General features: G+C 66.1%; 28 protein-coding genes, 1 other RNA gene and 1 riboswitch. Of the genes, 14 read left to right on the forward strand and 15 right to left on the reverse strand.

The features are described from left to right. Position 1: 1 nt before the first annotated feature. The 4 genes from cobU to LJ655_RS04365 are packed head-to-tail and all read left to right on the forward strand — an operon-like array spanning position 2 to position 3,587. On the forward strand, positions 2-556 hold the full coding sequence (gene cobU, locus LJ655_RS04350) for a bifunctional adenosylcobinamide kinase/adenosylcobinamide-phosphate guanylyltransferase (protein WP_230560028.1): 555 nt from the start codon (positions 2-4) through the stop codon (positions 554-556). Continuing rightward, on the forward strand, positions 556-1,497 hold the full coding sequence (gene cbiB, locus LJ655_RS04355) for an adenosylcobinamide-phosphate synthase CbiB (protein ID WP_230560029.1): 942 nt from the start codon (positions 556-558) through the stop codon (positions 1,495-1,497). Before cobU ends, cbiB begins: the two co-directional genes overlap by 1 nt. Positions 1,498-1,522: 25 nt before the next feature. Then, positions 1,523-2,599, forward strand: coding sequence for a threonine-phosphate decarboxylase CobD (cobD, locus tag LJ655_RS04360; RefSeq protein WP_230560267.1), 1,077 nt, complete (start codon positions 1,523-1,525; stop codon positions 2,597-2,599). Positions 2,600-2,654: 55 nt separating this feature from the next. After that, positions 2,655-3,587, forward strand: a complete 933-nt coding sequence (locus LJ655_RS04365; RefSeq protein WP_230560030.1) for a cobalamin-binding protein — start codon at positions 2,655-2,657, stop codon at positions 3,585-3,587. Positions 3,588-3,641: 54 nt separating this feature from the next. Here the strand turns inward: LJ655_RS04365 and cobC are convergent, their stop codons facing one another. The 5 genes from cobC to LJ655_RS04390 form a co-directional block, all read right to left on the reverse strand. Further along, complete coding sequence (gene cobC, locus LJ655_RS04370; RefSeq protein WP_230560031.1) at positions 3,642-4,232, reverse strand: alpha-ribazole phosphatase; 591 nt, start codon at positions 4,230-4,232, stop codon at positions 3,642-3,644. Then, a complete protein-coding gene (locus LJ655_RS04375; RefSeq protein WP_230560032.1) occupies positions 4,217-4,993 on the reverse strand; it encodes an adenosylcobinamide-GDP ribazoletransferase in 777 nt (258 codons plus the stop codon). Before LJ655_RS04375 ends, cobC begins: the two co-directional genes overlap by 16 nt. Before the next feature lie 73 nt (positions 4,994-5,066). Further along, positions 5,067-6,128, reverse strand: coding sequence for a nicotinate-nucleotide--dimethylbenzimidazole phosphoribosyltransferase (cobT, locus tag LJ655_RS04380; RefSeq protein ID WP_230560033.1), 1,062 nt, complete (start codon positions 6,126-6,128; stop codon positions 5,067-5,069). Between the two features lie 34 nt (positions 6,129-6,162). Beyond that, complete coding sequence (locus tag LJ655_RS04385) at positions 6,163-7,005, reverse strand: ABC transporter ATP-binding protein (protein WP_230560034.1); 843 nt, start codon at positions 7,003-7,005, stop codon at positions 6,163-6,165. Continuing rightward, positions 7,002-8,051, reverse strand: a complete 1,050-nt coding sequence (locus LJ655_RS04390; RefSeq protein ID WP_230560035.1) for a FecCD family ABC transporter permease — start codon at positions 8,049-8,051, stop codon at positions 7,002-7,004. The genes LJ655_RS04385 and LJ655_RS04390 overlap by 4 nt, the downstream gene beginning before the upstream one ends. Positions 8,052-8,141: 90 nt before the next feature. Beyond that, positions 8,142-8,396: riboswitch (cobalamin riboswitch) on the reverse strand. A gap of 220 nt (positions 8,397-8,616) precedes the next feature. Between LJ655_RS04390 and LJ655_RS04395 the strand changes: the two genes are divergently transcribed. The 5 genes from LJ655_RS04395 to LJ655_RS04415 all read left to right on the forward strand — a co-directional run bounded on the left by LJ655_RS04395 (position 8,617) and on the right by LJ655_RS04415 (position 11,103). Further along, a complete protein-coding gene (locus LJ655_RS04395; RefSeq protein ID WP_230560036.1) occupies positions 8,617-8,976 on the forward strand; it encodes an ATPase in 360 nt (119 codons plus the stop codon). Then, positions 8,973-9,287 carry a cell division protein ZapA gene (locus LJ655_RS04400; protein WP_230560037.1) on the forward strand — a complete coding sequence of 105 codons (315 nt, stop codon included), beginning with the start codon at positions 8,973-8,975 and terminating at the stop codon, positions 9,285-9,287. Before LJ655_RS04395 ends, LJ655_RS04400 begins: the two co-directional genes overlap by 4 nt. Positions 9,288-9,354: 67 nt before the next feature. Next, positions 9,355-9,536, forward strand: a non-coding RNA gene (gene ssrS, locus LJ655_RS04405) — 6S RNA. Positions 9,537-9,676: 140 nt separating this feature from the next. Next, positions 9,677-10,135, forward strand: coding sequence for an EVE domain-containing protein (locus LJ655_RS04410; protein ID WP_230560038.1), 459 nt, complete (start codon positions 9,677-9,679; stop codon positions 10,133-10,135). 245 nt (positions 10,136-10,380) lie between these two features. Next, the gene (locus LJ655_RS04415) at positions 10,381-11,103 is read left to right on the forward strand and encodes an SIMPL domain-containing protein (protein ID WP_230560039.1); all 723 of its coding nucleotides are present in this window, start codon (positions 10,381-10,383) and stop codon (positions 11,101-11,103) included. Between the two features lie 91 nt (positions 11,104-11,194). On the opposite strand, the gene lgt is transcribed toward LJ655_RS04415, so the two are convergent. Both lgt and LJ655_RS04425 read right to left on the reverse strand, forming a co-directional pair. Further along, entirely contained in the window at positions 11,195-12,100 is a 906-nt protein-coding gene (lgt, locus tag LJ655_RS04420) for a prolipoprotein diacylglyceryl transferase (protein ID WP_230560040.1), read from the reverse strand. Positions 12,101-12,160: 60 nt separating this feature from the next. Next, positions 12,161-13,177 carry a LysR family transcriptional regulator gene (locus tag LJ655_RS04425; protein WP_230560041.1) on the reverse strand — a complete coding sequence of 339 codons (1,017 nt, stop codon included), beginning with the start codon at positions 13,175-13,177 and terminating at the stop codon, positions 12,161-12,163. A gap of 158 nt (positions 13,178-13,335) precedes the next feature. Here LJ655_RS04425 and ilvD point away from each other — a divergent pair, with 158 nt between their 5' ends. Next, positions 13,336-15,009: a dihydroxy-acid dehydratase gene (ilvD, locus tag LJ655_RS04430; protein WP_230560042.1), complete on the forward strand. Its 1,674-nt coding sequence runs from the start codon at positions 13,336-13,338 to the stop codon at positions 15,007-15,009. 131 nt (positions 15,010-15,140) lie between these two features. Then, a complete protein-coding gene (locus tag LJ655_RS04435; protein WP_230560043.1) occupies positions 15,141-15,479 on the forward strand; it encodes a c-type cytochrome in 339 nt (112 codons plus the stop codon). 63 nt (positions 15,480-15,542) lie between these two features. Here LJ655_RS04435 and LJ655_RS04440 read toward each other — a convergent pair whose 3' ends face one another. From LJ655_RS04440 to LJ655_RS04450, 3 genes are all read right to left on the reverse strand, one after another. Further along, complete coding sequence (locus LJ655_RS04440; protein WP_230560044.1) at positions 15,543-16,286, reverse strand: DUF2486 family protein; 744 nt, start codon at positions 16,284-16,286, stop codon at positions 15,543-15,545. A gap of 103 nt (positions 16,287-16,389) precedes the next feature. Further along, positions 16,390-16,806: a DNA polymerase III subunit chi gene (locus LJ655_RS04445; protein ID WP_230560045.1), complete on the reverse strand. Its 417-nt coding sequence runs from the start codon at positions 16,804-16,806 to the stop codon at positions 16,390-16,392. A 52-nt stretch (positions 16,807-16,858) separates the two neighbouring features. Further along, complete coding sequence (locus tag LJ655_RS04450) at positions 16,859-18,370, reverse strand: leucyl aminopeptidase (RefSeq protein WP_230560046.1); 1,512 nt, start codon at positions 18,368-18,370, stop codon at positions 16,859-16,861. Positions 18,371-18,507: 137 nt separating this feature from the next. On the opposite strand from LJ655_RS04450, the gene lptF reads away from it, so the two are divergent. Genes lptF through LJ655_RS04465 form a run of 3 tightly spaced genes read left to right on the forward strand, consistent with a single transcriptional unit; the run spans position 18,508 to position 21,172 of the window. Then, positions 18,508-19,605, forward strand: a complete 1,098-nt coding sequence (lptF, locus tag LJ655_RS04455) for an LPS export ABC transporter permease LptF (protein WP_230560047.1) — start codon at positions 18,508-18,510, stop codon at positions 19,603-19,605. Between the two features lie 3 nt (positions 19,606-19,608). Continuing rightward, positions 19,609-20,757 carry an LPS export ABC transporter permease LptG gene (lptG, locus tag LJ655_RS04460; protein ID WP_230560048.1) on the forward strand — a complete coding sequence of 383 codons (1,149 nt, stop codon included), beginning with the start codon at positions 19,609-19,611 and terminating at the stop codon, positions 20,755-20,757. Between the two features lie 34 nt (positions 20,758-20,791). Beyond that, positions 20,792-21,172: a sirohydrochlorin chelatase gene (locus LJ655_RS04465; RefSeq protein WP_230560049.1), complete on the forward strand. Its 381-nt coding sequence runs from the start codon at positions 20,792-20,794 to the stop codon at positions 21,170-21,172. 42 nt (positions 21,173-21,214) lie between these two features. Here the strand turns inward: LJ655_RS04465 and cobA are convergent, their stop codons facing one another. The 5 genes from cobA to LJ655_RS04490 all read right to left on the reverse strand — a co-directional run bounded on the left by cobA (position 21,215) and on the right by LJ655_RS04490 (position 25,685). Continuing rightward, positions 21,215-21,970 carry a uroporphyrinogen-III C-methyltransferase gene (gene cobA, locus LJ655_RS04470; RefSeq protein ID WP_230560268.1) on the reverse strand — a complete coding sequence of 252 codons (756 nt, stop codon included), beginning with the start codon at positions 21,968-21,970 and terminating at the stop codon, positions 21,215-21,217. Between the two features lie 22 nt (positions 21,971-21,992). Then, positions 21,993-23,309: a sulfate adenylyltransferase subunit 1 gene (locus LJ655_RS04475; RefSeq protein WP_230560050.1), complete on the reverse strand. Its 1,317-nt coding sequence runs from the start codon at positions 23,307-23,309 to the stop codon at positions 21,993-21,995. Positions 23,310-23,333: 24 nt separating this feature from the next. Further along, complete coding sequence (gene cysD / locus LJ655_RS04480; protein ID WP_230560051.1) at positions 23,334-24,296, reverse strand: sulfate adenylyltransferase subunit CysD; 963 nt, start codon at positions 24,294-24,296, stop codon at positions 23,334-23,336. A 100-nt stretch (positions 24,297-24,396) separates the two neighbouring features. Continuing rightward, a complete protein-coding gene (locus LJ655_RS04485) occupies positions 24,397-25,143 on the reverse strand; it encodes a phosphoadenylyl-sulfate reductase (RefSeq protein ID WP_230560052.1) in 747 nt (248 codons plus the stop codon). Then, the gene (locus tag LJ655_RS04490) at positions 25,140-25,685 is read right to left on the reverse strand and encodes a DUF934 domain-containing protein (protein WP_230560053.1); all 546 of its coding nucleotides are present in this window, start codon (positions 25,683-25,685) and stop codon (positions 25,140-25,142) included. Before LJ655_RS04490 ends, LJ655_RS04485 begins: the two co-directional genes overlap by 4 nt. Positions 25,686-25,700 lie beyond the last annotated feature (15 nt).

A 25,700-nucleotide genomic window follows, 5' to 3' on the forward strand; every position in this document is an offset into this window, starting at 1 on the left:
GATGACTCCCCGCGACCTCACCTTCATCCTCGGCGGCGCCCGCTCGGGCAAGAGCGCGCACGCCGAGCGGCTCGCCAGCGACAGCGCCCTTCCCGTCACTTACATCGCCACCGCCCGCCTCACCGACGACGCCGAATTCAACGCGCGCATTGCGCATCACCGCGAACGGCGGCCCGCGCATTGGGGACTTGTCGAAGCGCACGACGATCTCGCGGGCGCGCTCGCGCGGCACGACGCGCCCGGTCAGTGTCTGCTGATCGACTGCCTGACGCTGTGGCTCGCGAACCTGCTGTGCCCCGCCGAGGGCGCGGCACCGCCGCTGCCGCACTACCACGCGCAGGCCGCGGCGCTCGAAGCGGCGCTCGCCGGCGCGCGCGGCAAGATCATCGTCGTCAGCAACGAGATCGGCCTCGGCGTCGTGCCGCTCGGCGAAGCCACGCGACTTTACGTCGACGAACTCGGGCGCCTCAACCAGCGCGTCGCCGCTTTGAGCCGCGAGGCCACGCTGATGGTCGCGGGTCTGCCCCTCGCGCTGAAAAGCGCGAGCCGCGTGTAATGCCGCCGCTGACGATGCCGCTGATCGCTACGCTCGCGACCGCGGGCGTCGCCGTCGATCGCTGGTTCGGTGAGCCGAACCGCGCGCATCCGCTCGTTGGCTTCGGCAACTGGGCCGCGCGCATCGAGGCGCGCTTCAACCACGACCGGCGTCTACGGCTCAAAGGGCTGTTCGCGTGGGCGCTCGCGGTGTTGCCGCCGGTGTTGATCGCATGGTGGCTCGTCGCCGTGCTGCCGTTTTTCGCGGCCTGCGCGCTGCACGCCGCGCTGCTGTGGTTCGCGCTCGGCGCGCGCAGCCTGCGCGATCACATCGCGCCGATCGCGCGGGCACTCGGCCAACACGATCTCGCCACCGCGCGTGAGTTGACCGCGCGGATCGTCTCGCGCGACACCGCGCAGTCCGATGAAGCCGCGCTCGCGCGCGCAGCGGTCGAATCGGCCCTCGAAAACGGCAACGATGCGATCTTCGGCGCGCTGTTCTGGTTCGCGCTCGCAGGCGGACCGGGCGCGCTAGGCTTTCGCCTCGCCAACACGCTCGACGCGATGTGGGGTTATCGCACGCCGCGCTACCTGCGCTTCGGCTGGGCAGCCGCGCGCATCGACGACCTGCTGAACTGGATTCCCGCCCGCCTGACCGCCACGAGCTATGCGCTGCTCGGCGACACCCTGACCGCGTGGCGCTGCTGGCGCGAGCAGGCGCCGAGCTGGGACAGCCCGAACGCGGGCCCGGTGATGGCGGCCGGCGCCGGCAGCCTGAACGTGCTGATCGGCGGACCGGCGCTGTATCACGGCTCGCTCGAGCAGCGGCCGACACTGGGCTTCGGGCATCCCGCCGAGGCGCGGCATGTGGGCGCCGCGTTGATGCTGGTCGAACGCACGATGATTCTCTGGCTGGCCGTGCTGATCGTGCTGGCATTGTTGAGCGTGCCGCATCATGGCTGAGCGCAACGACGTGCGTGGGGAGCGTATGACCGACCGCATACCGGCGCGCGATAACCCCGCAAGCGGACCGATCGCGCACGGCGGCAACCTGCACGAAGCGGCGACACGCTATGGCATTCCGTACGCGCAGTGGCTCGATCTGTCGACCGGCATCAATCCGCACGGCTATCCGGTGCCGCCGCTCCCCGCCGACGTCTGGCGCCGCCTGCCCGATGAAGGCGACGGATTCGCCGAACGCGCCGCGCGCTACTACGGCGCGCCCGACGCCGCGCACGTGCTGCCGGTCGCCGGCAGCCAGGCGGCGATTCGCGCGCTGCCCGCGCTACTGCCGCGCGCGACGGTCGGCATCGCACCGCTTACCTACGGTGAGTACGCGCCCGCGTTCGCGCGTGCCGGACACGAGGTCGCGCCGCTCGACGTGCGACTCGACACGCTGCCCGCCACGCTCACGCACATCGCGATCGTCAATCCCAACAATCCGACCGCCGCGCATATCGACGCCGCCAGGCTGCTGCACTGGCATGCGCAACTGCGTGAGCGCGGCGGCACCCTGCTCGTCGACGAAGCGTTCGCCGATACGCTGCCGGCCGCGCGGGCCGCGTCGCTGGCGCCGCATACGCAGCTGGACGGACTCGTCGTGTTGCGCTCGCCGGGCAAGTTCTTCGGGCTTGCGGGTGTGCGCGCGGGTTTCGTGCTGGGCGCGCCGGCGTTGCTCGCCGCGCTGCGCGACAGGTTGGGCGCGTGGACGGTCAGTGGTCCCGCGCGTCATGCAGTGAGCGCCGCGCTCGCCGATGCCGCGTGGCAAACGCGGATGCGTGCGAGGCTCATCGGCGAGAGCGCGCGGCTTGCCGCGCTATTGCAGGCGCACGGTTTTGCGACATGCGGCACGCCGCTGTTCGCATGGACCGACGACGCGCGCGCCGCCGCGTTGCACGAAGCGCTCGCGCAGCGCGGCGTGTGGAGCCGGCTCTTTCCGGCATCGCTCGATGTGCCTTCAGCCAGCGTACGCTTCGGGCTGCCGGGTGACGAAGCCGAGTGGGTCCGCTTCGAACAACTGCTGCATGAGGCGGTTCGCGCGCTCGACGCCGCGCGCACGCGCTAGCGCGGCGTTCTTCTACACGCAGTCCACTCAACGCTTCCCGACCCGCCCTCGCCCGATGAACCGCTTTGCCACGCCCGCGCGCCGCTTCATCCACTGGTTCGGCGCCGCATCGCTCGCTGCGCATGCGCTGAGCGGCTTCGCCACCATCGCCGTCACCGACGACAGCGGCGCAACCGTCACGCTCGCCGCGCCCGCGCAACGCGTGATCAGCCTCGCGCCGCACGTGACCGAATTGCTGTACGCGGCCGGCGGCGGCCCGAAGCTCGTCGGCGCGGTCTCGTACAGCGACTATCCGCCCGAAGCGAAGCAGCTCCCGCGGGTCGGCGACAACAAGTCGCTCGACCTCGAACGCATCGTTGCACTGAAACCCGATCTGATCGTGGTGTGGCGGCATGGCAATGCGCAGCGCCAACTCGATCGCTTGCGCGAGCTTCACGTGCCGCTCTTTTTCAGCGAGCCGCGCCGTCTCGACGACGTCGCCGTGTCGCTGACGCGGCTCGGCCGGCTGCTCGGCACGTCGGCGAGCGCGGACGCGGCGGCGGCCGCCTATCGCGACGACATCGCCCGTCTGCGCGCGCGGTACGCGAATCGTCCATCCGTCAGCGTGTTTTACCAGGTCTGGGACCGGCCGCTGATGACGCTCAACGGCCAGCACATGATCAGCGACGTGATCGCGCTATGCGGCGGCCGCAACGTGTTCGCGGGCCTGCTGCCGCTCGTGCCGACGGTCTCGACCGAAGCGGTGCTCGCCGCGAATCCGGAGGCGATCGTCACCGCCGCGCCCGGCGCGACGCGGCCCGACACCACGCTGCCGCAACTCGATGCGTGGCGCGCGTGGCCGGGTCTCGCGGCCGTCGCGAATGACAACCTGTTCGCGATCGACGGCGATCTGATCAACCGCCCCGCGCCGCGCATCGCACAAGGCGCACGGCAACTGTGCGAAGACCTCGAACTCGCGCGTTCGCGCAGAAAGCAGCCCGCGCAGTAACACCAGGGGTCTCGCGCGCGAGGAAACCATCAGTTGTCCGTATGATCTCGCGGGTCACGCATTCCATCGCACGAGTGACCACTGCAATGTCTCGTCGTTACGCCGCAACCAGACGATCCCCGTCATATCGAGCGACCACTGCAGGCAACGCGCGAGCGGCACGTCCAGCACCCATGACGCGATTGCGCGCATCACGCCCGCGTGCGTGACCACGTAGGCGGGCGACAGCTCGCGCGTCTGCGCGAACGCATCGAACCACGCTCGCACGCGCGCGACGAATTGCGCGACGCTCTCGCCGCCATGCGCGCGCGCATGCTCGAAATTGGCGGCCCAGTCGTCGAGCAACGCGCGATCGATCGCATCCCAGCGCTGCGCTTCCCAGGCACCGAAGTCCATCTCCTTCAGACGCTCGTCGTGGCTGACCACGCAGCCGAAGTCGTTCGCGATCTCGGCCGCGAGCGCGGCGCAGCGCGTAAGCGGACTGGTGATCAGCACACGCGGCGCCGGCACCTGCAAGTTCGCGAACTTCACCGCCAACGCGTTCGACGATACCTCGGCGCTTTCCGCCAACGCGACATCACTATGGCCGTAACAGACACCCGCATCGAGCGCGACAGCGGGATGTCGAATCAGGACGATATCCATGCAAGCCCCACCAGATAGATGCTCAATTCGAAGATCTGCTGCGCGAAGCCGAGACAGTCGCCGGTATAGCCGCCGATGCGTCTGACGAGATAACGGCCGATCGCGAAGCGCAGCGCCAATAGCACGACACACGTGATTGCGGCGAAACGCCAGTCGGGCGCGCCGGGGCCGTTGGGCCACAGCAGCCACGGCAGCCCGAACAGCGCGGCGCACAGCAGCGCCGGCCCGCTCAGACGCTGCGCGACGGGCCTCGCCTTGCCTGCCGCGCGCACGTAGTCGAGCGTGGCCAGGTAGCTGATCGCGCACGCGCGGCTCGCGCCATGCGCCGCAATCATCAGGCTTGCGGCGCAGAGCGGCGGCAACGCCACGAGCGTTTGCCACTTGATCGCCAGGGCGACCATGAGCGCGATGGCGCCGAAGGCACCGATGCGCGAGTCGTGCATGATGCGCAGCGCATCGTCTCGCGAATAGGCGCCACCGAACGCATCGATGCAATCGGCAAGACCGTCCTCGTGAAATGCGCCCGTCACGACGAGCGACGCGCTCATCGACAGCAACACCGCGACACCCGGCGGAAACACGCGCAGCGCGATCAGATAGACGAGCGCGCTGAAGCCGCCCACCAACACGCCGACGAGCGGAAAATAGCGCGCCGCCGCGTTCAGATAATGCGGCTCGAAGCCGACCCAGCGCGGCACCGGCACGCGCGTGAAGTAACCGAGCGCAGTGAAGAAATAGCGCAGTTCGGCGAGCGGGTTCATGGACGGAGCGGCTGCGTGTTCACGGCGATACGGGCCGGGGTTCGCGTTCTCGCGATGCACGTGCTCATGTGCATCACGCTTCGCGATCCGTGACGCCCGCCGAATCGAAGCTCGCCATCTCGTTGACGAAAGCCGCCGCCGCGCGCAGCAGCGGCACCGCGAGCGCGGCGCCCGTACCCTCGCCGAGCCGCATGTCGAGCGACAGCAGCGGCTGCGCACCGAAATGATCGAGCATGCGCCGATGCCCCGCCTCGTTCGATGCATGCGCGAACACGCAGTACTCGCGCACCTCGGGCGAGAACGCATCGGCGACCAGCAGCGCGGACGTCGCGATGAAGCCATCGACGAGGATCGTCATGCGCGCCTCGGCGGCCGCCAGAAAAGCGCCCGCCATCATCGCGATCTCGAACCCGCCGAAGGTCGCGAGTACGTCGAGCGGCTCGCGTGCGTCGGCATGGCGTGCGAGCGCCGACGCGAGCACGTTGCGCTTCCTCGCGAGCCCGGCGTCGTCGAGACCGGTGCCGCGGCCGACGCAGTCGTCGATCGGCACGCCGCACAGGCGGCTCATCAGGCACGCGGCCGCCGACGTGTTCGCAATGCCCATCTCGCCAAAACCGATCGCGTTCGTGCCGAGCGCCGCGTGATGCCGCACGCGCGCAGCGCCCGCCTGCATGGCGGCGAGCGCTTCGGCATGCGTCATCGCGGCTTCGTACGCGAAGTTGCGCGTGCCGCGCCCGAGCGGAATGTCGACGAGTCCGTCCGTCGAAGGCAGTGGCGTCGCGATGCCGGCGTTGACCACTTCGAGTTCGAGACCCGCGACGCGGCTCAGCGCGTTGATCGCCGCGCCGCCTGCAAGGAAGTTCGCGACCATCTGCGCGGTCACGGCTTGCGGATACGGGCTCACGCCTTCGGCGGCGATGCCGTGATCGCCCGCGAAAACGATCATCGCGGGACGCTGTACGGTAGGACGCGTGGTGTGCTGGATCAAACCCATCTGCCGCGCGAGCGTTTCGAGCCGGCCGAGGCTGCCGGGCGGTTTGGTGCGCGTATCGATGATCCGTTGCAGTTCGGCTCGCAGAGTTTGATCGAGCGGGGCGACCTTGGGCAAACCGGCCGGGAGTGGGAAACGAGTCATAGGAGTGAACGAAGCAGGAAATAGGAGTCAATAATCAGCCTGACTGTGCGTCATGACCGGCAGGTAATTTGTGAGGCGGGCGCAGCGCTGGAATCAGCGCCTCGTGCTCGCCGTCGCGAATCAGGACCAGCGGATAGCCGAACGCGCGGCTCGTCAACTCGGGCGTCAGCACGTCGCGCGCCGGACCCGCATACGCGCCGCCCGCGCCGTCGAGCAGCAATGCGTGCGTTGCGAAGCGACGCGCGAGGTTCAGATCGTGACATGAGAACAGCACACTGCGGCGCGGTTCGCGCGTCCATGCCGTGAGTGCTTCGAGGCAATCGACCTGATGATGCAGGTCGAGATGGGACAACGGTTCGTCGAGCAACAGCAGCGGCGCGTCCTGGCACAGCACGGCCGCGAGCGCGACGCGCTGACGCTCGCCCCCCGATAGCGAGAGCACGTCGCGCGCGGCGAAGTCCGCGAGACCGAGTCGTTCGAGCGCCGCTTGCGCGGCCGCGCGATCCTCGTCACGCTCCCAGCCCCAGCCTCCCAGATGCGGGAAGCAGTTCAGCAGCACGATGTCGAGCACGCTCGCGCTGAATGCGTCGGCCGCGCCCTGCGGCATCAGCGCGCGGCGCCTTGCAAGCGGTAGCGGTTGCCAGTCGGCCACGCGCGCGCCGTCGAGTTCGACATGGCCCGAAGCCGGCTGCAACAAACCCGCCAGCGTCGACAGCAGAGTCGTCTTGCCCGCGCCGTTCGGCCCGGCGATGCACCAGATTTCGCCCGCGTAGAACGTGTGCGTGAACGTGTCGAGCAAGGTGCGCGCGCCGGCGCGCAACGTCAGGCGTTGCGCGCTCAGCACGGAAGAGGTGGCGCTGTCGTGGGATCGAGTCATCGGCGGCGCCTGAGCAGCATCCATAGAAAGACCGGCACGCCGACCAGCGACGTAATCACGCCGACCGGCAATTGCGCAGGTGCGATCACGGTGCGCGCGATCAGATCCGCGCCCATCACCGCAACACCGCCGCCGAGCGCGGCCGCAGGCAGCAGCATGCGCTGATCGTTGCCGAACGCGAGCCGTAGCATGTGCGGCACGACGAGACCGACGAAGCCGATCGTGCCCGCGGTCGTCACCGCCGCGGCCGCAGCGAGCGACGCGACCAGATACACGCGCAAACGCAGCGGCATCACCGCGACGCCCAACGCCTGCGCGGCCGCGTCGCCGCGCAGCAGCACGTTCAGACGCGGCGCAGCCGGCACGATCGCTAGCAATACGAGCGCGAGCGCGCTCAGCGCGGTCCACGGCAGTGCCCCGCCGTTGAGGTCGCCGGTGAGCCAGAACAGCATGCCGCGCAGACGGCTGTCGGGCGCGAGATTGAGCAGCAGCGTGATCAACGCGCCCCACCCCGCCGCGATCACCACACCCGTCAACAGCAAACGCGGCGACGTGTCCTGCGGCTCGCCGCGCCACAGTTCGCGACGCGCAAGACCGAGCACCAGCAGGATCGACATGAGCGCGCCCGCGAACGCGCTCGCATCGACGATCCACCATGCGCCGCCCGCGATCATCGCGACGAGCGCAAAGCTTGCCGCGCCGCCCGACACGCCAAGCACATACGGCTCGGCCAGCGGATTGCGCAGCAGCACCTGCAACAGCGCGCCGGCCAGCGCGAGCAAAGCGCCACATGCGAAGCCCGCGAGCGCGCGCGGCAAACGCAACGTACGCACGATCTGACCGGCGAGATCGTCGCTGCCCGCGCCGCCAAACGTGTGCGCGGGCACGAGCGCCCCCAGCACGCGCGATGGCGCGAGCGGCACGCTGCCGAGCACGAGCGACGCACCGAGCACCGCAATGGCGGCGAGCGCGAGCACGAGCCAGATGGCCGCGGCGCGTTTCGCGTTCATCGGGCTCGGCGTCTCGATCGCGACGGGGGACAGCATGGGACGACATTCCTTTGGATAACGTGCGCGGCCTGCTTCTTCGCAGGCCGACGCGTCACGAGGCGTCCCCTTGTTTAACGTTTTCGTGGGGGACGTCTCTGTTGTCGGGCCGGTATCTGCGCTACGACACGTCGATCCCGCCTTCCCACGCGTGACGCGCAGTGGCACACTCGCAAGTTGAACTTCGAACTTGCGACCAGGAGCGACCTGCATGAGCACTTGCGCTCGCTTACCGTTGCAGGGGCAGCGCGGGTTCGCGCATCCGGTTGGTACCGTGCGCGCCCAGCTTCCCGTTCAACTGCCGCACCGACAAGCGTCGCGGGCACCAGAGTGCGGGAAGTGTAGGAGCGGCCTCGCGGGGCGTCAAGAAAGCCCGATCGGCGCGCAACCCGTTCTGTTGAATGCGGGTTATTGTCCGATGGACGCCTGGTTTTTCATCGTATGGTCGACGACATAAGATGGAGCGAACGCGCACGAAGCGATGCTGTTACGTCTCGAAACGAGACAATCGTCGGAACCTGTAATATTCCGCGCTAAAATGCGATGTCTTTAGAGGACGCAGCACATGCTCACCGAACTCGAATCACTCTCACAGAATATCGGCAAGCTGATTGCGATCAGCCAGCGCCACCACGAAGCGCGGCTCGCGCTCGAAGAGCAACTCGCCCAAACGCGTGCAGAAGTCGAAGCCACACATGCGGAGCTCGCGCAAGTGCGCGAAGAGCGCGATGCGCTGCAGGCGGAACGCGACGCGCTGTCCGCCAAGATCGACGATGCTCAAGTGCGCCTCAATGCGATTCTCGAGAAATTGCCGCGCGCACGCGCGAGCAGCGAACCGGATAACCAGCTCGATCTGCTCGAGTCCGCGCAGCCCGAACACGAGGAAGCGGACAGCGACGTGAGCCGCCACGGAGAAAACGCATGACCACCAAGCAGATCGAAGTCTCGATCCTCGACGTACCTTACCGTCTCGCCTGCTCACCGGAAACGGAAGGCGCACTGCTCGAAGCGGTCGCGCGCGTCGACGCCGAGATGAAGAAGATTCGCAGCAGCAGCAACATGCGCGGCATCGATCGCATTGCAGTGATGGCTGCGCTGTCACTGGCATCGGAACTGCTCAAGCTGCAAAACAGCGTGCGACACGGAGAAGCATTTCCCGCTGAAGAAATCCGGCGTACAATGCAGCAAATGAACGAACAGCTAGGTACTGTGATTCAACAGTACAGCTTGCAGTAAGCAGTAGCAGGCCGGTGTCGGACCGGTCGCGTGTTCAACGGTTGGTGTGTCGTAGCTTTAGTGGTTTGCTTCCCTGCCTGGTTCGCCAAGGTCATATATTCCTTGAACCAATGCCATGTGCACGGTTGCGGAAATTTGTAGCACGGGTGTGCGCGTCACTCTGTCTGATGTACCCGAAGTGTTGCTAACTGCGACCAATTCTGAACCCTCGGTTCAGGATGCCGGCCTAGCGGCTAAGGCGGGGACCTTATCTGGAACGGCACCGGACTTCGGTTCGGTGCCGTTTTTCTTTGTCGGTCGTTCTTCGTTCGAGTGCCTTTTTCAGGGGCTTTTCTGCACGCGCCTGCCGTCGCCGTGCCTCGTTCAACCTCACACGCTCACTCTGATTCATGCGCTACTGGCTGATGAAGTCCGAACCGGACGAGGCAAGCATCGACGATCTCGCCAACGCACCGCATCGCACCTTGCCGTGGACCGGCGTACGCAACTATCAGGCCCGCAACTTCATGCGCGACGTGATGCAGATCGGCGACGGCGTGCTCTTCTATCATTCGAGCTGTCCGGAGCCCGGCATTGCGGGCATCGCGGAAGTGTCGTCGAGCGCTTATCCGGACCCCACCCAGTTCGATAAAAAGAGCCCGTACTACGATGCGAAGTCGTCGCAGGAAACGCCGCGCTGGGTGCTCGTCGACGTCGTGTTCAAAAAGAAGATTCCGCTGATTCCGCTTGCCGCATTGCGTGAGCATGCCGAGTTGCAGAATATGCGCGTGCTCGCCAAAGGCAACCGACTATCGATCACGCCGGTGACCGAAGCCGAATGGCGCTTCATCACTAAACAGCTGGTTTAACGGCGAACGCACGGCGCGGCACATGTTGCGAGCGTGCGCAGTTCATCATTTCCGGTGTGGCGGCAAGGCGCTAATTGGGGAACCAAGCCTCCGTCCTGCGCGCCTAATCGGTTGCCGCAATCCGATTGCTCGATCAACTGCTCGACGGCATCCAAACCCTATTGCCAGCGCATCCGTCAAACCTCGCGTCGGCGCGCGGCGCTCGCGTCGAACGTGCACTATCTGTTCAAACAAGGAGTCCAGCCATGACGAAAAGAACCGCACGGGCCCTGGCACTCGCGCTCGCCTTTGGCGCGCCTGCCGCACTTGCACTGAACCCGCCTCTCGCTCGCGCGCAGAGCATGATGCAGCAGCCTTCGGGCGTGCTGTCGCTGAATGCGCAGGCGAGCGCGGAAGTCCCGCAGGACGAAGTCGAAATCACGCTGTTCTACGAGCAGGAAGCGAGCGAGCCGTCGTCCCTGACGTCGACGCTGAACGAACGCGCCGATGCGGCGTTGCAGAAAGCGCGCGGCGTCGCCGGCGTGACGGCACGCTCGGGCGCGTTCGCGATCTTCCCGTCAACAGACCGCGACGGACGCATCTCGGCGTGGCGCGGCCGTACGGAAGTCGTGCTCCAATCGCGCGACTTCGCGGCGGCATCGAAGCTCGCCGGGCAAATGGCATCGATCATGCAGGTCGGCAACGTGCGCTTCTCGCTGTCACCTGAAGCGCAGCGCGCGGCGGAGCAAAGGCTCAGCGGCGAAGCGATCAGGTCGTTCCGCGAGCAGGCTGCGTCGTCCGCCCAGGCGTTCGGCTTTAGCGGCTATTCGATTCGCGAGGTCAACGTGAGTCACAGCGGCGTGATGCCTCGTCCGATGATGATGAGCGCGCGCGCGATGGGAGCCGACGCCAAGGGCGCGCCGCTGCCACTCGAAGGCGGCACGTCGACCGTGACGATCAATGTGTCGGGGTCGGTGCAGATGAAGTAATACGCAAGCGCAAATGGAAACGCCACCGCATCCCTCGATGCCGTGGCGTTTTTTTATGCAGCGCTTGCTGCGCTACCGGGTCGTGCGTGGCTCAATTCGCGCCAATCGCCTGCGCCGGCTCGCGACGGCCCCGGCGATACGCCCACACCATCAGGCCGATGCCCGCGAGGATCATCGGCAGCGACAGCCACTGGCCCATTGATAGCCCCATCGCCAGCAGGCCGAGGAAATCGTCCGGCTCGCGCGCGAATTCGACCGTGAAGCGCGCGAGGCCGTAGCCGATCAGGAACATCGCGGAAATCGCGCCGAGCGGCTTCGGCTTGCGCGAGAAGAAGATCATCACGAAGAACAGCGCCACGCCTTCGAGCGCGATTTCATACAGCTCCGAAGGATGCCGCGGCAGCATGTGATATTGCGCGAACACTTCGTTCAGATGCCATTGCGCGGCCAGTTGCGGATGCGCGGCGAGCCATGCGGCGTCGTCGGGCGCGGCGCCCGGGAACAGCATCGCCCACGGCGCGGCCGGATCCGTCACGCGGCCCCACAGCTCGCCGTTGATGAAGTTGCCGAGGCGCCCGGCCGCGAGGCCTGTGGGGACCATCGGCGCGACGAAGTCGGTGACTTGCAGCCAGGAGCGCTTGCGCTGATACGCGAACAGGACCATCGCGAGCGTCACGCCGAGAAAGCCGCCGTGAAACGACATGCCGCCCTCCCACACCTTGAAGATGTCGAGCGGATGCGCGAAATAGAAACTCGCCTTGTAGAACAGCACGTAGCCGAGCCGTCCGCCGAGGATCGTGCCCAGCACGCCGTAGAACAGCATGTCGTCGATATCCTTCGCGGTCCAGCCTTGCGCGGCGACATACGGCAGCCGCAGCCGCAGCCGGGCGACGACGATCGCCGCGACGAACGCCACGAGGTACATCAGGCCATACCAGCGCACGGCGAGCGGCCCCAGATGAATGGCGACGGGGTCGAAATTGGGGTGAATGAGCATCGTGTAATTATGGGCAGTTCAAGTTCGGAAGCAGTTCTTACAGGGAATCAGAAGCGCGATCTACTCACGCGACGCGACGCTCGCCGCATGCGCGCGCACGATATCGATAAAGCCCGCCAGCACCGGAGTGACTTCGTCGGTACGCCACACGAGACCGGTCTCGATCGCGGGCACCGACTCCGACAGCGGCCGGTACACGACACCCGTGCGGCGCAGGTTGCGTAACGATTGCGGCACCAGTGCGACGCCCATGCCGGCCGACACGAGACTGACGATGGTCTGCATCTGGATCGCCTCCTGGCCGATCCGAGGCGCGAGGCCAGCGACGCCGTAGCAATCCATAATGATGTCATAAAAGCCTGGCGCGAGACGTCTTGGGAATACCACGAGCGGCGCGTCGGCGAGATCGCGCAGGCTGACGGGGGTGTCGAGCCACTCGGCGTGAGCGTTTTCGTCGCCGCTGCGCTTGCCCTTGCCCGTGCCTTTACCCTTGCCGTTGGCGCTGGCGTTCAAGCCGGCCTGCACCCGCTGAGCCATTTCCGTCGACATGGCGATCACGAGCGGCTCGCGCGCGATCGGCAGCCACGACAGTTGCGCCGCGTGCCGCGGCGGCACAGGCGCGATCACGAGACCCGCGTCGATACGACCGGCCACCAGTTCCTCGATCTGCACGTCGCTGGTCGCCTCGGTCAGTTCGAGCCGCACGCGCGGATGCCGCGCGCCGAAATCACGCAGCAGGGGCGGCAGCAGGCCGTAATCCGCGGTCGACACGAAGGCCAGCGACAGCACGCCCGCCTCGCCGCGCGCCAGGCTCTGCGCAAGCGGCTTCAGCCCTTCGGCGGCGGCGAGCAGCCTCTGCACCTCGGGCAGCAAATCGGCGCCGACCGCCGTCAGCTCGACCGAGCGCTTGGTGCGCGCGAACAGCTCGACGCCAAGCGTCTCCTCGAGCGCGCGAATGGCCTGCGACAGCGGCGGCTGCGTCATCGACAGACGCGCGGCCGCGCGCCCGAAGTGCTTTTCCTCGGCGACGGTGACGAAGTAGCGCAACTGGCGCAGGTCGGGGATCGTCGGCAGCATGATTAATACATTTTACGACTTGAACAGCGGCGAATAATACACACGACCCGCACCGGGCAAAACCGCCTTCTCGCGAAGCGCGACGGAACTACACTGAACGAATGCGCGCGCAAAGCCACGGCGCGCGTCCGTCAGAACCGCCAGACCGGGAGCTCCCCATGGCCTACAACCGTCGTTCGAAGAACATCACGCAAGGCATCGCGCGTTCACCGAATCGCTCGATGTACTACGCGCTCGGCTACCAGAAGGAAGATTTCGACAAACCGATGATCGGCGTCGCCAACGGCCACTCGACGATCACGCCGTGCAACGCCGGTCTGCAGCGTCTCGCCGACGCGGCCGTCACGGCGATCAGGCGCGCCGACGCGAACCCGCAGACCTTTGGCACTCCCACGATCTCGGACGGCATGTCGATGGGCACCGAGGGCATGAAGTACTCGCTCGTGTCGCGCGAAGTGATCGCCGACTGCATCGAGACCTGCGTGCAGGGCCAATGGATGGACGGCGTGGTCGTGATCGGCGGCTGCGACAAAAACATGCCAGGCGGCATGATCGGCCTCGCGCGCATGAACGTGCCGGGCATCTACGTGTACGGCGGCACGATCCGTCCCGGCAACTGGAAGGGCACCGATCTGACGATCGTGTCGTCGTTCGAAGCGGTCGGCGAATTCACGGCCGGCCGCATGTCGCAGGAAGATTTCGAGGGCATCGAGAAGAACGCGTGTCCGTCGACCGGTTCGTGCGGCGGCATGTACACCGCCAACACGATGAGCTCGTCGTTCGAGGCGCTCGGCATGTCCCTCATGTATTCGTCGACCATGGCGAACCCCGACGAGGAGAAGGTCGACTCGGCCGCGGAGTCGGCGCGCGTGCTCGTCGAGGCGGTCAAGAAGGATCTGAAGCCGCGCGACATCATCACGAAGCGGTCGATCGAAAACGCGGTCGCCTTGATCATGGCGACCGGCGGCTCGACCAACGCGGTGCTGCACTATCTGGCGATCGCACACGCGGCCGAGGTCGAATGGACGATCGAGGACTTCGAGCGCATGCGCAAGAAGGTGCCGGTGATCTGCAACCTGAAGCCGTCGGGCCAGTATGTGGCAACCGATCTGCACAAGGCGGGCGGCATCCCGCAGGTGCTGAAGATCCTGCTCGACGCTGGGCTTCTGCACGGCGATTGCATGACGATCACGGGCAGGACGATCGCCGAGGAGCTGAAGGACATGCCCAGCAAACCCCGCGGCGATCAGCAGGTGATCTTCCCCATCGACCGGGCGCTCTACGCCGAAGGCCATCTCGCGATCCTGAAGGGCAATCTCGCCGAAGACGGCGCAGTCGCCAAGATCACGGGGCTGAAGAACCCGGTCATCACGGGTCCGGCGCGCGTGTTCGACGACGAGCAGAGCGCGCTCGACGCGATCCTCGCCGACAGGATCGTCGCCGGCGACGTCGTCGTGCTGCGCTACCTGGGCCCGAAGGGCGGCCCCGGCATGCCGGAGATGCTCGCGCCGACCTCGGCGATCATCGGCAAGGGGCTCGGCGAATCGGTCGGGCTCATCACCGACGGCCGCTTCTCGGGCGGCACATGGGGCATGGTGGTCGGGCACGTCGCGCCGGAAGCGTTCGTCGGCGGCACGATCGCGCTCGTGCAGGAAGGCGATTCGATCACGATCGACGCGCACCAGCTGCTGCTGCAACTGAATGTCGACGATGCCGAGCTACGGCGCCGCCGCGCCGCGTGGCAGGCTCCGAAGCCGCGCTACACACGCGGCGTGATGGCGAAGTATTTCACGCTCGCCCAGCCGGCGAACCGGGGAGCGGTGACGGGCTGATCTCGGTCTCAGCGGCCAGCCCGCCTCTGCGCTGCGCAAAAACGCCAAAGGGGCGCCCGGGAAACCGTGCGCCCCTTTGCTCTTATAATGCGTGCACCACGAGCCGGGCATCTGCACTGGCGGAGACCAAAATGAAATCGATGTCGTACGCAGCCGTAGCAGCCATTGTTGCGCTCGCCGCCGCATTGAGCGTCGCCAGTCCCGCAGCCCATGCCGAAGCAGCCGGCCTCGCGCTTGCCCAGCAGAAGAACTGCATGAGCTGCCACTCCGTCAACCGCCCGATCATGGGACCCGCGCTGCACGATGTCGCTGCCCGCTATGCGGGGCGCGACGGCGCCGCGACCTATCTGAAGCGCAAGATTCTCGAAGGCGGTACCGGCGTGTGGGGCACCGTGCCGATGCCCGCGAACACCCAACTCACGCCCGATCAGGCGGCCACGCTGGCGGCCTGGGTGTTGACGCTCAAATAACGAACATCTTGTGTCGGCGATGACGGCCGCGCCTCGCGCGATAGCGGCCGGCAACTCGCGTCATCAACGTGAGCGCCGCGCGAGCTCTTCTTCCACCGCGTCACGCACCCACTCGGTCATTTCGGCTTCGAGCGTTTGCGCGACTTCCCGCGTGATCTGACTCACGAGCAGACCCGTGTGTTGCTGCACTGCATCGCGGCAGCGCGCCTCGATGATGCCGCGCCCTTCGCCCGTCAGAAAACGCTGGAAGCGTCCGTGCAGACGTTGGGCGATCGCGTCGGCATCGAGTGCGGGCTGCGCGGGAGCGGCTTCGTGCGTGACTTCCTGAGCGAGATCCGGCGGCACGGTCGCGCCGGCTTCGAGCGGAATGAAGGGCTCGATACGATCGAACACGCCGGGCGAGACTTCCATCTCCTCATGCACGCCGTCATGCGCATGTCGCGCGTGAATGCCCTGATGCGGACGCGCGTACCTTCTCGCGTGCGTGTGATCGGCCACGTGCGGCCGATAAAGCCCGGCCTGGGCGACAGGCGCATGCTCGGCCGCCGGCGCAGGTTCATGCGTTGGCCGCGGCTGCGGCGCATGCACCGGCTCAGGCGTCAAGGTCGGTTCGGTCTGGTGAGCGGGCGGCGGCGCGACCGCGGGCTCCGTATGGAACGCAGGCTCGCGCGGCGCCGCGCCTGCGCTTGCGGGCTCGGAGCCCGGCTGGCGGGCGGGCGCGGTGGCATCGCCCGATGCCTCGCGCGCGCGGCCCGGCACGAGGATCTCGTTCAGGACCGGAATTGAATCATCGTGGGGATCGGACACGTGCGCTCTCCGTGTTTGAGTCGAAGCAAAAGCAGGCGGTCTGCATGCGGCGTTCCCCGAACGACGTCGGCCGTCGCCGGCCCCGACGCGCCGCGCAACGAAGCTAGCCGCCCTGCTTGTAGTTGTTCAAAGCATAGCCGCGATCGCGGTAGAAGCGATAGCGCTCGCGGCCCGCAGCGAGTTCCTCCTGGGCGTTACCGACTACTTCGAGCAATCGCTCGAAGCGCGCGAACTGCGCCGGCACCGCCGCGCCGAGATTGAGCAACACCTGATGGTGCGGCACGTCGTCGAGATTCGTGGTCAGCACGACGGGCGTGTCGGCGGCAAGCGGCGTGCCCGCCATGCAGTGCGGCACGAACTCGAGCGGCGCGAAGGTCCACAGCATTTCGTCGAAGGCGCGCAGACGCGCGGGCTCGGCCAGCACCACGAGCGGCTGGCCCGCCAGATACGCCTTGCGCGCGAGACGGCATGCGTACAACAGCGAATCGCCGACGTTCGAATGAAAGTCGATTCTCGTCATCGGCCGCTCCGCCCTGCGCGCCACGCGCGGCGCGCACGCTTACTGCACTGCGTCATTGCCCGGCGCGATCGATCAGGAACTGCGTGAGCAGCGGCACCGGACGGCCGGTCGCGCCCTTCGCCGCGCCGCTCTTCCACGCGGTACCCGCAATGTCGAGATGCGCCCACGGGTACGAGTCCGTGAAGCGCGACAGGAAGCACGCGGCCGTCACGCTGCCCGCCGGACGTCCGCCGATGTTCGCGAGGTCCGCGAAGTTCGACTTCAGCTGGTCCTGGTATTCGTCGTCGAGCGGCAGACGCCATGCCGGGTCGGCCGCTTCACGCGACGCGTCGAGCAGCTCGCCCGCGAGCGCGTCGTCCTTCGAGAACAGGCCGCTGTTGTGGTGGCCGAGCGCGATGATGCAGGCGCCCGTCAGCGTCGCGATGTCGATCACCGCGGCCGGCTTGAAGCGCTCGGCGTAGGTCAAAGCGTCGCACAGAATGAGGCGGCCCTCGGCGTCGGTGTTCAGCACTTCGATCGTGAGCCCCTTCATGCTGGTGACGATGTCGCCCGGCTTCGTGGCCGTGCCCGACGGCATGTTTTCGACGGCCGGAATGATGCCGACCACGTTGATCTTCAGGCCCATCTCGGCGACCGCGCGCAACGTGCCGAGCACCGAGCCCGCGCCGCACATGTCGTACTTCATCTCGTCCATGCTCTCGCCCGGCTTCAGCGAGATGCCGCCCGTGTCGAACGTGACGCCCTTGCCGACCAGCACGACCGGCGCGGCCTTCGCGGCGCCGCCCTGGTACTGCAGGACGATGAACTGCGCCGGCTCGACCGCGCCCGCGGTGACCGACAGAAACGAGCCCATCTTCAGCGCTTCGCACTGCTTCTCGCCGAGCACCTCGACCTTCAGCTTCCAGTCTTTCGCGAGCTTCTTCGCAGTGTTCGCGAGATAGGTCGGCGTGCAAACGTTGCTCGGCAGGTTGCCGAGCTCGCGCGTCAGGTCCATGCCGTTCGCAAGCGCGGCACCCTGCTTCACGGCGAGCTTGGCGGCCTTCTCGTCGCCGCTGTTGACGCTGAACACGACGCGCTTGAGCGCCCGCGGCGTGTTGTCCGGCTTGCTCTTCATCTGCGTGAAGCGGTACGTCAGCTCGCGCAGCGCGAGGATCGCGGCGCGTACGCACCAATCGGCCGTGCGCTCGAGCACCGGCAGCTGTGCGAGCGTGAACGTGACCTGCACGACCTTCGTGCCGAGCAGCGCGCGCCATGCGGCGCGGACCGCCTCGCCGTAAGCTTTCTGGTTGAAAGCGTCCTGTTTGCCGAGGCCAACCAGCAGCACGCGGGATGCGCCGATGCCCTGGACTTCATGCAGGAACAGCGTGGTACCGGCTTTGCCGTCCATGTCGCCTGCCTTGATGACGCGCGTGAGCAGGCCCTTGGTGGCCCCGTCGATCTCCAGTGCGGCGCCCGAGAGCGTTTGCGACTCGAACACGCCAATCACGATGCAATCGGATTTCCCCGTCAGGAAACCGTTCGTCGAGCCTTTGGTCCAATCACAGGCTTTTATGCTAAAGTCCATCGCGCTTGTCCTCGGATAAAATCTGGGCTTAGGATGAAAGCCGCAATTATCCGCTATTTTTCCCGCGGCGGCTGCACCGGAGGCGTGACGGGACCGAACCCGCGCGTCATCGTGAGCGCCCCCTCTCGTCATCAATAATGATCTTCGAACGCTCCCTCCAGCGCGAACTCGCGTACACGGCTGGCGCCGTGTTCATGGTTCTCCTCACGCTCGTGCTGACGACGATGATGATCCGCATCGTCGGCTTCGCGGCGTCGGGTGAGGTCGATCCGCGCGACGTGCTGGTCCTGATCGGCCTCACCGTGATCGGCTATCTGGCCATCATGCTCGTCGCGACGCTGTTCGTGTCGATCCTGTTCGTGCTCACGCGCTGGTACAAGGACTCCGAGATGGTCGTGTGGCTGTCCTCGGGCGTGAGCCTTACGCAATTCATCAAGCCGATCGGCATTTTCGCCACGCCGATCATCATTCTGATCATGTTCTTCGTGTTCGTCGGCTGGCCGTGGTCGAACCAGCAAAGCAAGCTGATCCGCGCGCGCTTCCAGCAGCGCGATGAAGTCTCGCTGCTCGCGCCGGGGCAGTTCCGTGAATCGCCGACCACCCATCGCGTGTTCTTCATCGAGAAGATGTCGCCCGACCAGGGGCGTGTCGAGAACGTGTTCGTGACGAGCACCGAGGGCGGCAAGGTCAACGTCGTCGTGTCGAGGAACGGCCACGTCGAGACCCACAAGAACGGCGACCGCTTCGTCGTGCTGGAAAACGGCCGCCGCTACGACGGCGAGCCGGGCCACCCCGATTTCCGGATCATGGAGTTCGAGCGCTACGGCGTGAAGATCCAGAGCCAGCCGGTCGTCAATACGCCGACCACCACCGGCTTGCCGACGCTCACGCTGCTGCGCAATCCGACCAACGAGAACCTCGCCGAATTCGCGTGGCGTGCCGGCCTTCCGCTGATCGCGATCAACCTCATGCTGCTCGCGATTCCGCTCGCGCATCAGAATCCGCGGCGCGGCCGCACCATCAACCTCGTGATGGCCGTGCTGATCTACCTCACCTATTCGAATCTGCTGAACGTCGTGCAGTCATGGATCGAGCAGGGCAAGATGTCGTTCGGCGTCGGGCTCGTGATCCTGCACGTGATCGTGCTCGGGATCGTCGCGTTCATCTTCTGGATGCGCGTGCGCAACCGGCCGCTATTTACGCGTGCCATGTTCAGCCGTTCGCAGGGAGCCTGACCGATGCGCATTTATGAAAGATATTTCGCGCGTCAGATTTATCTCACGTTCGTTTTCATCCTGTTTGCGTTTTCAGGTCTGTTCTTCTTTTTCGACCTGATCAACGAGCTGAACACGGTCGGTCACGGCAACTACAAGTTCCAGTACGCGGTGCTGCGCGTCGCGCTGCAAACGCCGTCGCGTTTCTACGAAATCATTCCGGTGGCGGCGCTGATCAGCGCGATCTACGTGTTCGCACAGATGGCGGCGAACTCCGAATACACGATCTTCCGCGTGTCAGGCCTCGCGACGAACCAGTCGCTGCGCTCGCTGCTGAAGATCGGCATCCCGCTCGTGATCGTCACGTATCTGATCGGCGAAGTGGTCGGCCCATACACGGATCAGCTGTCCGAGCGCGTACGGCTCGAGGCGCTCGGCTCGTCGGTGTCGACCAACTTCCAGTCGGGCGTGTGGGTCAAGGACACGCTCACCGAGCGCGCCGATGGCGAGCAGGTCACGCGCTTCGTCAACGTCGGCGAACTGAGACCCGACGCGACGATCAGCAACGTGCGCATCTACGAGTTCGATTCGAAGTTCCGCCTCTCGAACGTGCGCATCGCGCAGAGCGGCCGCTATCAGCCGCCGGGCCACTGGCTGCTGACCGGCGTGACGGATACGCAACTGATCGACGTGCCCCCCGCTCCGGGCACGCCGGCCGATGCGCTCAATCCCGTGTACCGCGCGAAGCAGGTCACGCTGCCCGAGTACTCGCTGCGCTCCGAGCTGACGCCGCAGATCCTTTCAGTGCTGCTGGTGTCGCCCGACCGGATGTCGATGTTCAACCTGTTCCGCTATATCCAGCATCTGACCGAGAACCATCAGGACACGCAGCGCTATGAAATCGCGCTGTGGCGCAAGTTGCTCTATCCGTTCGCGGTGTTCGTGATGCTGGTGCTGTCACTGCCGTTTGCGTATCTGCATACGCGCGCGGGCGTGGTCGGCATGAAGGTGTTCGGCGGCATCATGCTCGGCATGAGCTTCCAGCTGTTCAACACGCTGTTCTCGCATATCGGCACGCTCAATACGTGGCCCGCGCCGTTGACGGCGGCGACGCCGGGGCTCGTGTACCTGGTGCTGGGACTCGTCGGATTGAAGTGGGTCGACCGGCACTAAAGCGGCGGTGGGCGCATCGTCAGGAGCTGACGCGATGGCTATGCACGGACTGATTCTATTTGGCCACGGCGCTCGCGATGCGCGCTGGCGCGAGCCGTTCGAGCGGCTCGCCGACAAGCTGCGCGCCGCGCGCGCGGCGACAGGCGACGCTCAGGCGGTCTCGCTCGCGTTTCTCGAACTGATGGAGCCCGACCTGCCGACGGCCGTCGCGCAACTCGTCACGCAGGGCTGCGATGCGATCACCGTGGTGCCGGTATTCTTCGGGCAAGGCGGACATGTCCGCAAGGATTTGCCGGAGATCATCGATCAATGCCGCGCAGCCCATCCCGGCGTCGAGATGCGCTGCGCGGTGGCGGCGGGTGAAGATGAATCGGTGCTGGATGCGCTCGCGCAGTATTGCTTGCGGCAAGTCTGATTTTTGTCGTTTCCTTGCCCGGGTGCGCCGCTCTCAGGCCTCTCAGGCCGCGACCCGCATCCCGTTCGCCGGGCGTTCAGCCTCGGCTTGCCGCGCCGCGAACGCCTCACCGATCATCAGCAGACTCGGCTGCGACGCATCGACCCAGCGCTGCGCCGCGCCCGCCGCGAGTTCGTCGAGCGTCAGCGTCAGCATGCGTTCGCGCGGCGTGCTGCAAGCCTCGACGATCGCAACGGGCGTGCTCGCGGGCTTGCCTGCATCGATCAGTTGCCGCGCGATCTCGACGCCGCTATCGCGGCCCATGTAGAACACCAGTGAATCGGCGTTGACCTGTTCGCGGATCTCGTCGGAGCCCGGCGCGCGGCTGAACGTCGCAAGCGCGACGCTGCGCGACACGCCGCGCAGCGTCAGCGAGCGCTTCAGCGTGGCCGCGCTCGCCAGCGCGGCGGTGATGCCCGGCACGACTTCATACTCGATGCCAGCGGCTTCGAGCGCGCGCATCTCTTCGTCGGCGCGGCCGAACAGCATCGGATCGCCGCCCTTCAAACGCACGACCACGCCGTGCTCCAAAGCCGCATCGACGATCTGCTTGTTGATGAACTGCTGCGCGGTCGACAACTGGCCGCAGCGCTTGCCGACCGCAATGCGCTTCGCGCGCGCGGGCGCGTAGTCGAGCATCGCCGGCTCGACCAGCGCGTCGTGCAGCACGACATCGGCGGCGCCGAGCAGCCGCGCGCCGCGTACCGTAATCAGGTCCGCAGCACCCGGTCCCGCGCCGATCAGATAGACCTTACCCATTTGCATCAACCTGTTGCCTTGTTCAGGCGGAAAATGCCCGGATCATGCCGGCCGCGACGGTGTGGTTCGTCGCCTCGTCGATCAGCACGAACGCGCCGGTGCCCTGATGCGCGTCGTACGCGTCGCACACGAGCGGCTTCTGCAACGTCAGCGCGACACGGCCGATGTCGTTCATCGCCAGTTCCTTGCGATCGGTCGCCTGCGACAGCGTATACACGTCGAGCACTTCCTTGATCGCGCCGATCTTCGCGAACACCGTGTTGGTGGTCTGCTTCAGCAGATACTTGCGCTGCGTCGACAGCGGCGTGTCGTCGAACCAGCACAGATCCGCTTCGAGCTTCTTCGCCGGCTGCGGCGCCGCTTCACGCAGCACGAAGGTATCGCCACGCGACACGTCGACGTCTTCCGCGAGACGGATCGTCACCGTCTGGCCCGCGAACGCGCGGTCCACCTGGGCGGTGCCGCCGACCACCGGCGCGATGATCTCGGCGACGGTCGCCTCGCGATTGGCGGGCAGCACGACGATCGTGTCGCCGAGCTTCACTTCGCCCGATTCCACACGGCCCATGTAGCCGCGGAAATCGTCGGCCTGGCTGCCGTCCTGGCGCGCGACCCACTGCACCGGGAAGCGCAGCGCCTCGCCGCTCGCGGTATCGACCGGCAGCGCTTCGAGCACGTCGAGCAGCGGCTGACCCGCGTACCACGGCATGCGCTCGCTGGCCGTGACGATGTTGTCGCCCTTCAGCGCCGAGACCGGTACGAAGCGCACGTCCTGCAGGCCGAGGTGGCGCGCGAGCGCGACATACGCGTCGCGGATCTCGTTGAAGCGTGCTTCGCTGTATTCGACGAGGTCCATCTTGTTGATTGCGACGATCACATGCTGCAGACCGAGCAGCTTGACGATCGCGCTATGACGCTTGGTTTGCGGCAGCAGTCGCGCGACGCCGTTGTCGAACGTCACGCGCGTCGCGTCGACGAGAATGATCGCCGCATGCGCGGTCGACGCGCCGGTCACCATGTTGCGCGTGTACTGTTCGTGGCCGGGCGTGTCGGCGATGATGAACTTGCGCTTGGCCGTGGCGAAATAGCGGTATGCGACGTCGATCGTGATGCCTTGCTCGCGCTCGGCTTCGAGGCCGTCGGTCAGCAGCGACAGATCGATTTCGTCGCCGACGGTGCGCTTGTTCTTCGCGCGCGACAGCGCCGAGAGCTGATCGCTCAACACGGCCTTGCTGTCGTACAGCAGGCGGCCGATCAGCGTGCTCTTGCCGTCGTCGACGCTGCCCGCGGTGATGAAACGCAGCACGCCGAGGTCTTCTGGTTGATGAATACTGCTCATGATTGCATTAGCCTCGCCGTGTGCTTAGAAATAACCCTGCTTCTTGCGCTGTTCCATCGCCGCTTCCGACACCTGATCGTCCATCCGCGTCGCACCGCGTTCCGTGATTTCGGTGACGGCCGTCTCGGCGATGATCTTCTCGATGTCGTCCGCGTCGCTTTCGACCGGGCACGTGCAGCTGATGTCGCCGACCGTGCGGAACCGTACGAGCGCGTGTTCGCTGGTCTCGCCCTCGCGCATCGGCGTGAGCGGCGTGACCGGCACGAGCAGGCCGTTGCGGCGCACGATCTCGCGCTGGTGCGCGTAGTAGATCGACGGCAGTTCGAGCTGTTCACGCGCGATGTACTGCCACACGTCGAGTTCGGTCCAGTTCGAGATCGGGAACACGCGCATGTGTTCGCCATTGTGCAGACGCGCGTTATAGAGGCTCCACAGTTCCGGGCGCTGCGCCTTCGGGTCCCACTGGCCGAACTCGTCGCGGAACGAAAAGATGCGCTCTTTCGCGCGAGCCTTTTCTTCGTCGCGGCGCGCGCCGCCGATCATGGCCGTGTAGCCGTATTGCTCGATCGTCTCCAGCAGCGTGACCGCTTGCGCGGCATTGCGCGAATCCGTCTCGCGACGCAGACGCACCGTGCCGCGCTTGATCGAATCCTCGACATGCCCGACCACCAGTTCCGCGCCGATCTCTTGCGCGCGACGATCGCGGAAGTCGATCACTTCGTCGTAGTTATGGCCGGTGTCGATATGCACGAGCGGGAACGGCAGCTGCGTCTTGCGGTTCGCGCCGAGGCCGAACGCCTTCAGTGCGAGTGCGAGCACCACGACGGAATCCTTGCCGCCCGAAAACAGCAACGCCGGCTTGCTGCATTCGGCGACCAGTTCGCGCAGGATGTGAATCGACTCGGCTTCGAGCCAATCGAGGTGATCCATCCGGTTGACCGTGTTGGCCAGCGGAGCGTTGACAGCGGAATCGAGCGTGGTGCTCATATCGGGTCCTTCGTTGATTCGCCCGGCAACTGCTGGCGCGCGGGCGGAAGTGTTCTGATCGGTATCGGCGGCGGTCAACCGCGAACTCGGTGCCCGGCCCTCACGCCGACGCATTTTCGTTGTGCTCGACCGCAATTGGGGTGATCGCCGTGATATGCAAGCCGCACTCCTTCGTATCGCGCGACTCCCACCACCAGCGCCCTGCCCGGCTGTCCTCGCCGGGACGGATCGCACGCGTACACGGCTCGCAGCCGATGCTCGGATAACCGCGCGCATGCAGCGGATTGACCGGCACGTCGAAGGTCTTGAGATAATCCCAGACTTCGGCTTCGGTCCAGTCCGCGAGCGGGTTGAACTTGGCAATGTCGCGCGCGCCGTCGTGCTCTTCCTCGTGCAGCTCGGCACGCGTGACCGACTGCTCGCGACGTTGCCCCGTCACCCAGGCGCTGACGTCGGCGAGCGCGCGATTGAGCGGCTCGACCTTGCGGATCTCGCAGCAGCGCTTGCGCAGCTCGACGCTTTCATAGAACGCGTTCAGACCGTGCTCGCTCACATACTGCTCGACCGCGGCCGGCTGCGGATGAAACTGCTCGATGTCATAGCCGTAGCGCTCTTTCACGCGATCGAGCATGCCGAGCGTTTCAGCATGCAAACGGCCCGTGTTCAGCGAAAAGATGCCGATCTTCACGCCGCGCGAGAGGATCGCATGCGTGAGCAGCATGTCTTCGGCCGCGAGGCTGCTCGCGAGCTTCACGCGCGCGTGACGCGCAGCGATCGAATCGAGCAGCGCATCGAGACGCTCGACCTTCGCCGCAAGCTCCCGGCTCAATGATTGCGCGGTGCTCATGCCGCAGCCTTGTCGGCGCCAGCCTGCGCCGCGCGGCGGCGAAACAGCGGCGACGGGTTATCGACGGCGCCCTGGTACTGCACGCTGAACTCGTCGAACGCCTTCAGCGCGTCGTTGATGTCCTTGTCCGCGCGCAGCGCGTATGCGTCGAAGCCGCAGCGGAACATGAAGGTGATCTGATCGCGCAGCACATCGCCGATCGCGCGCAGCTCGCCCTTGTAGCCATAGCGCTCGCGCAGCAAACGGCCGATGCTGTAGCCGCGGCCGTCGCGGAACACCGGGAAGTCCACGGCGATCAACGCGAGCTTGTCGAAGTCGCCGGCGATATCCGCCGGTTCGCTATCCGGCGCGAGCCACACGCCGATCTCGGCGGCGCTACGCGAAGCGACGAGCGCATCGCGCCCGGCTTGCCACAGCGCCAGCGGCACGATCACCTTGCCGGCCGGCAATTCGCTCACCGCAGGCAAAGCGCCGTCTTCCGCGGGGCGCACGACGCTCCAGTCGTCGTTGACGATCGCGCGGTTCTTGATGATAGAAGCCATCTGTTCAGTATCCTT

Source organism: Paraburkholderia translucens, from assembly GCF_020881035.1.
GTDB classification, from domain to species: Bacteria; Pseudomonadota; Gammaproteobacteria; order Burkholderiales; family Burkholderiaceae; genus Paraburkholderia; species Paraburkholderia translucens.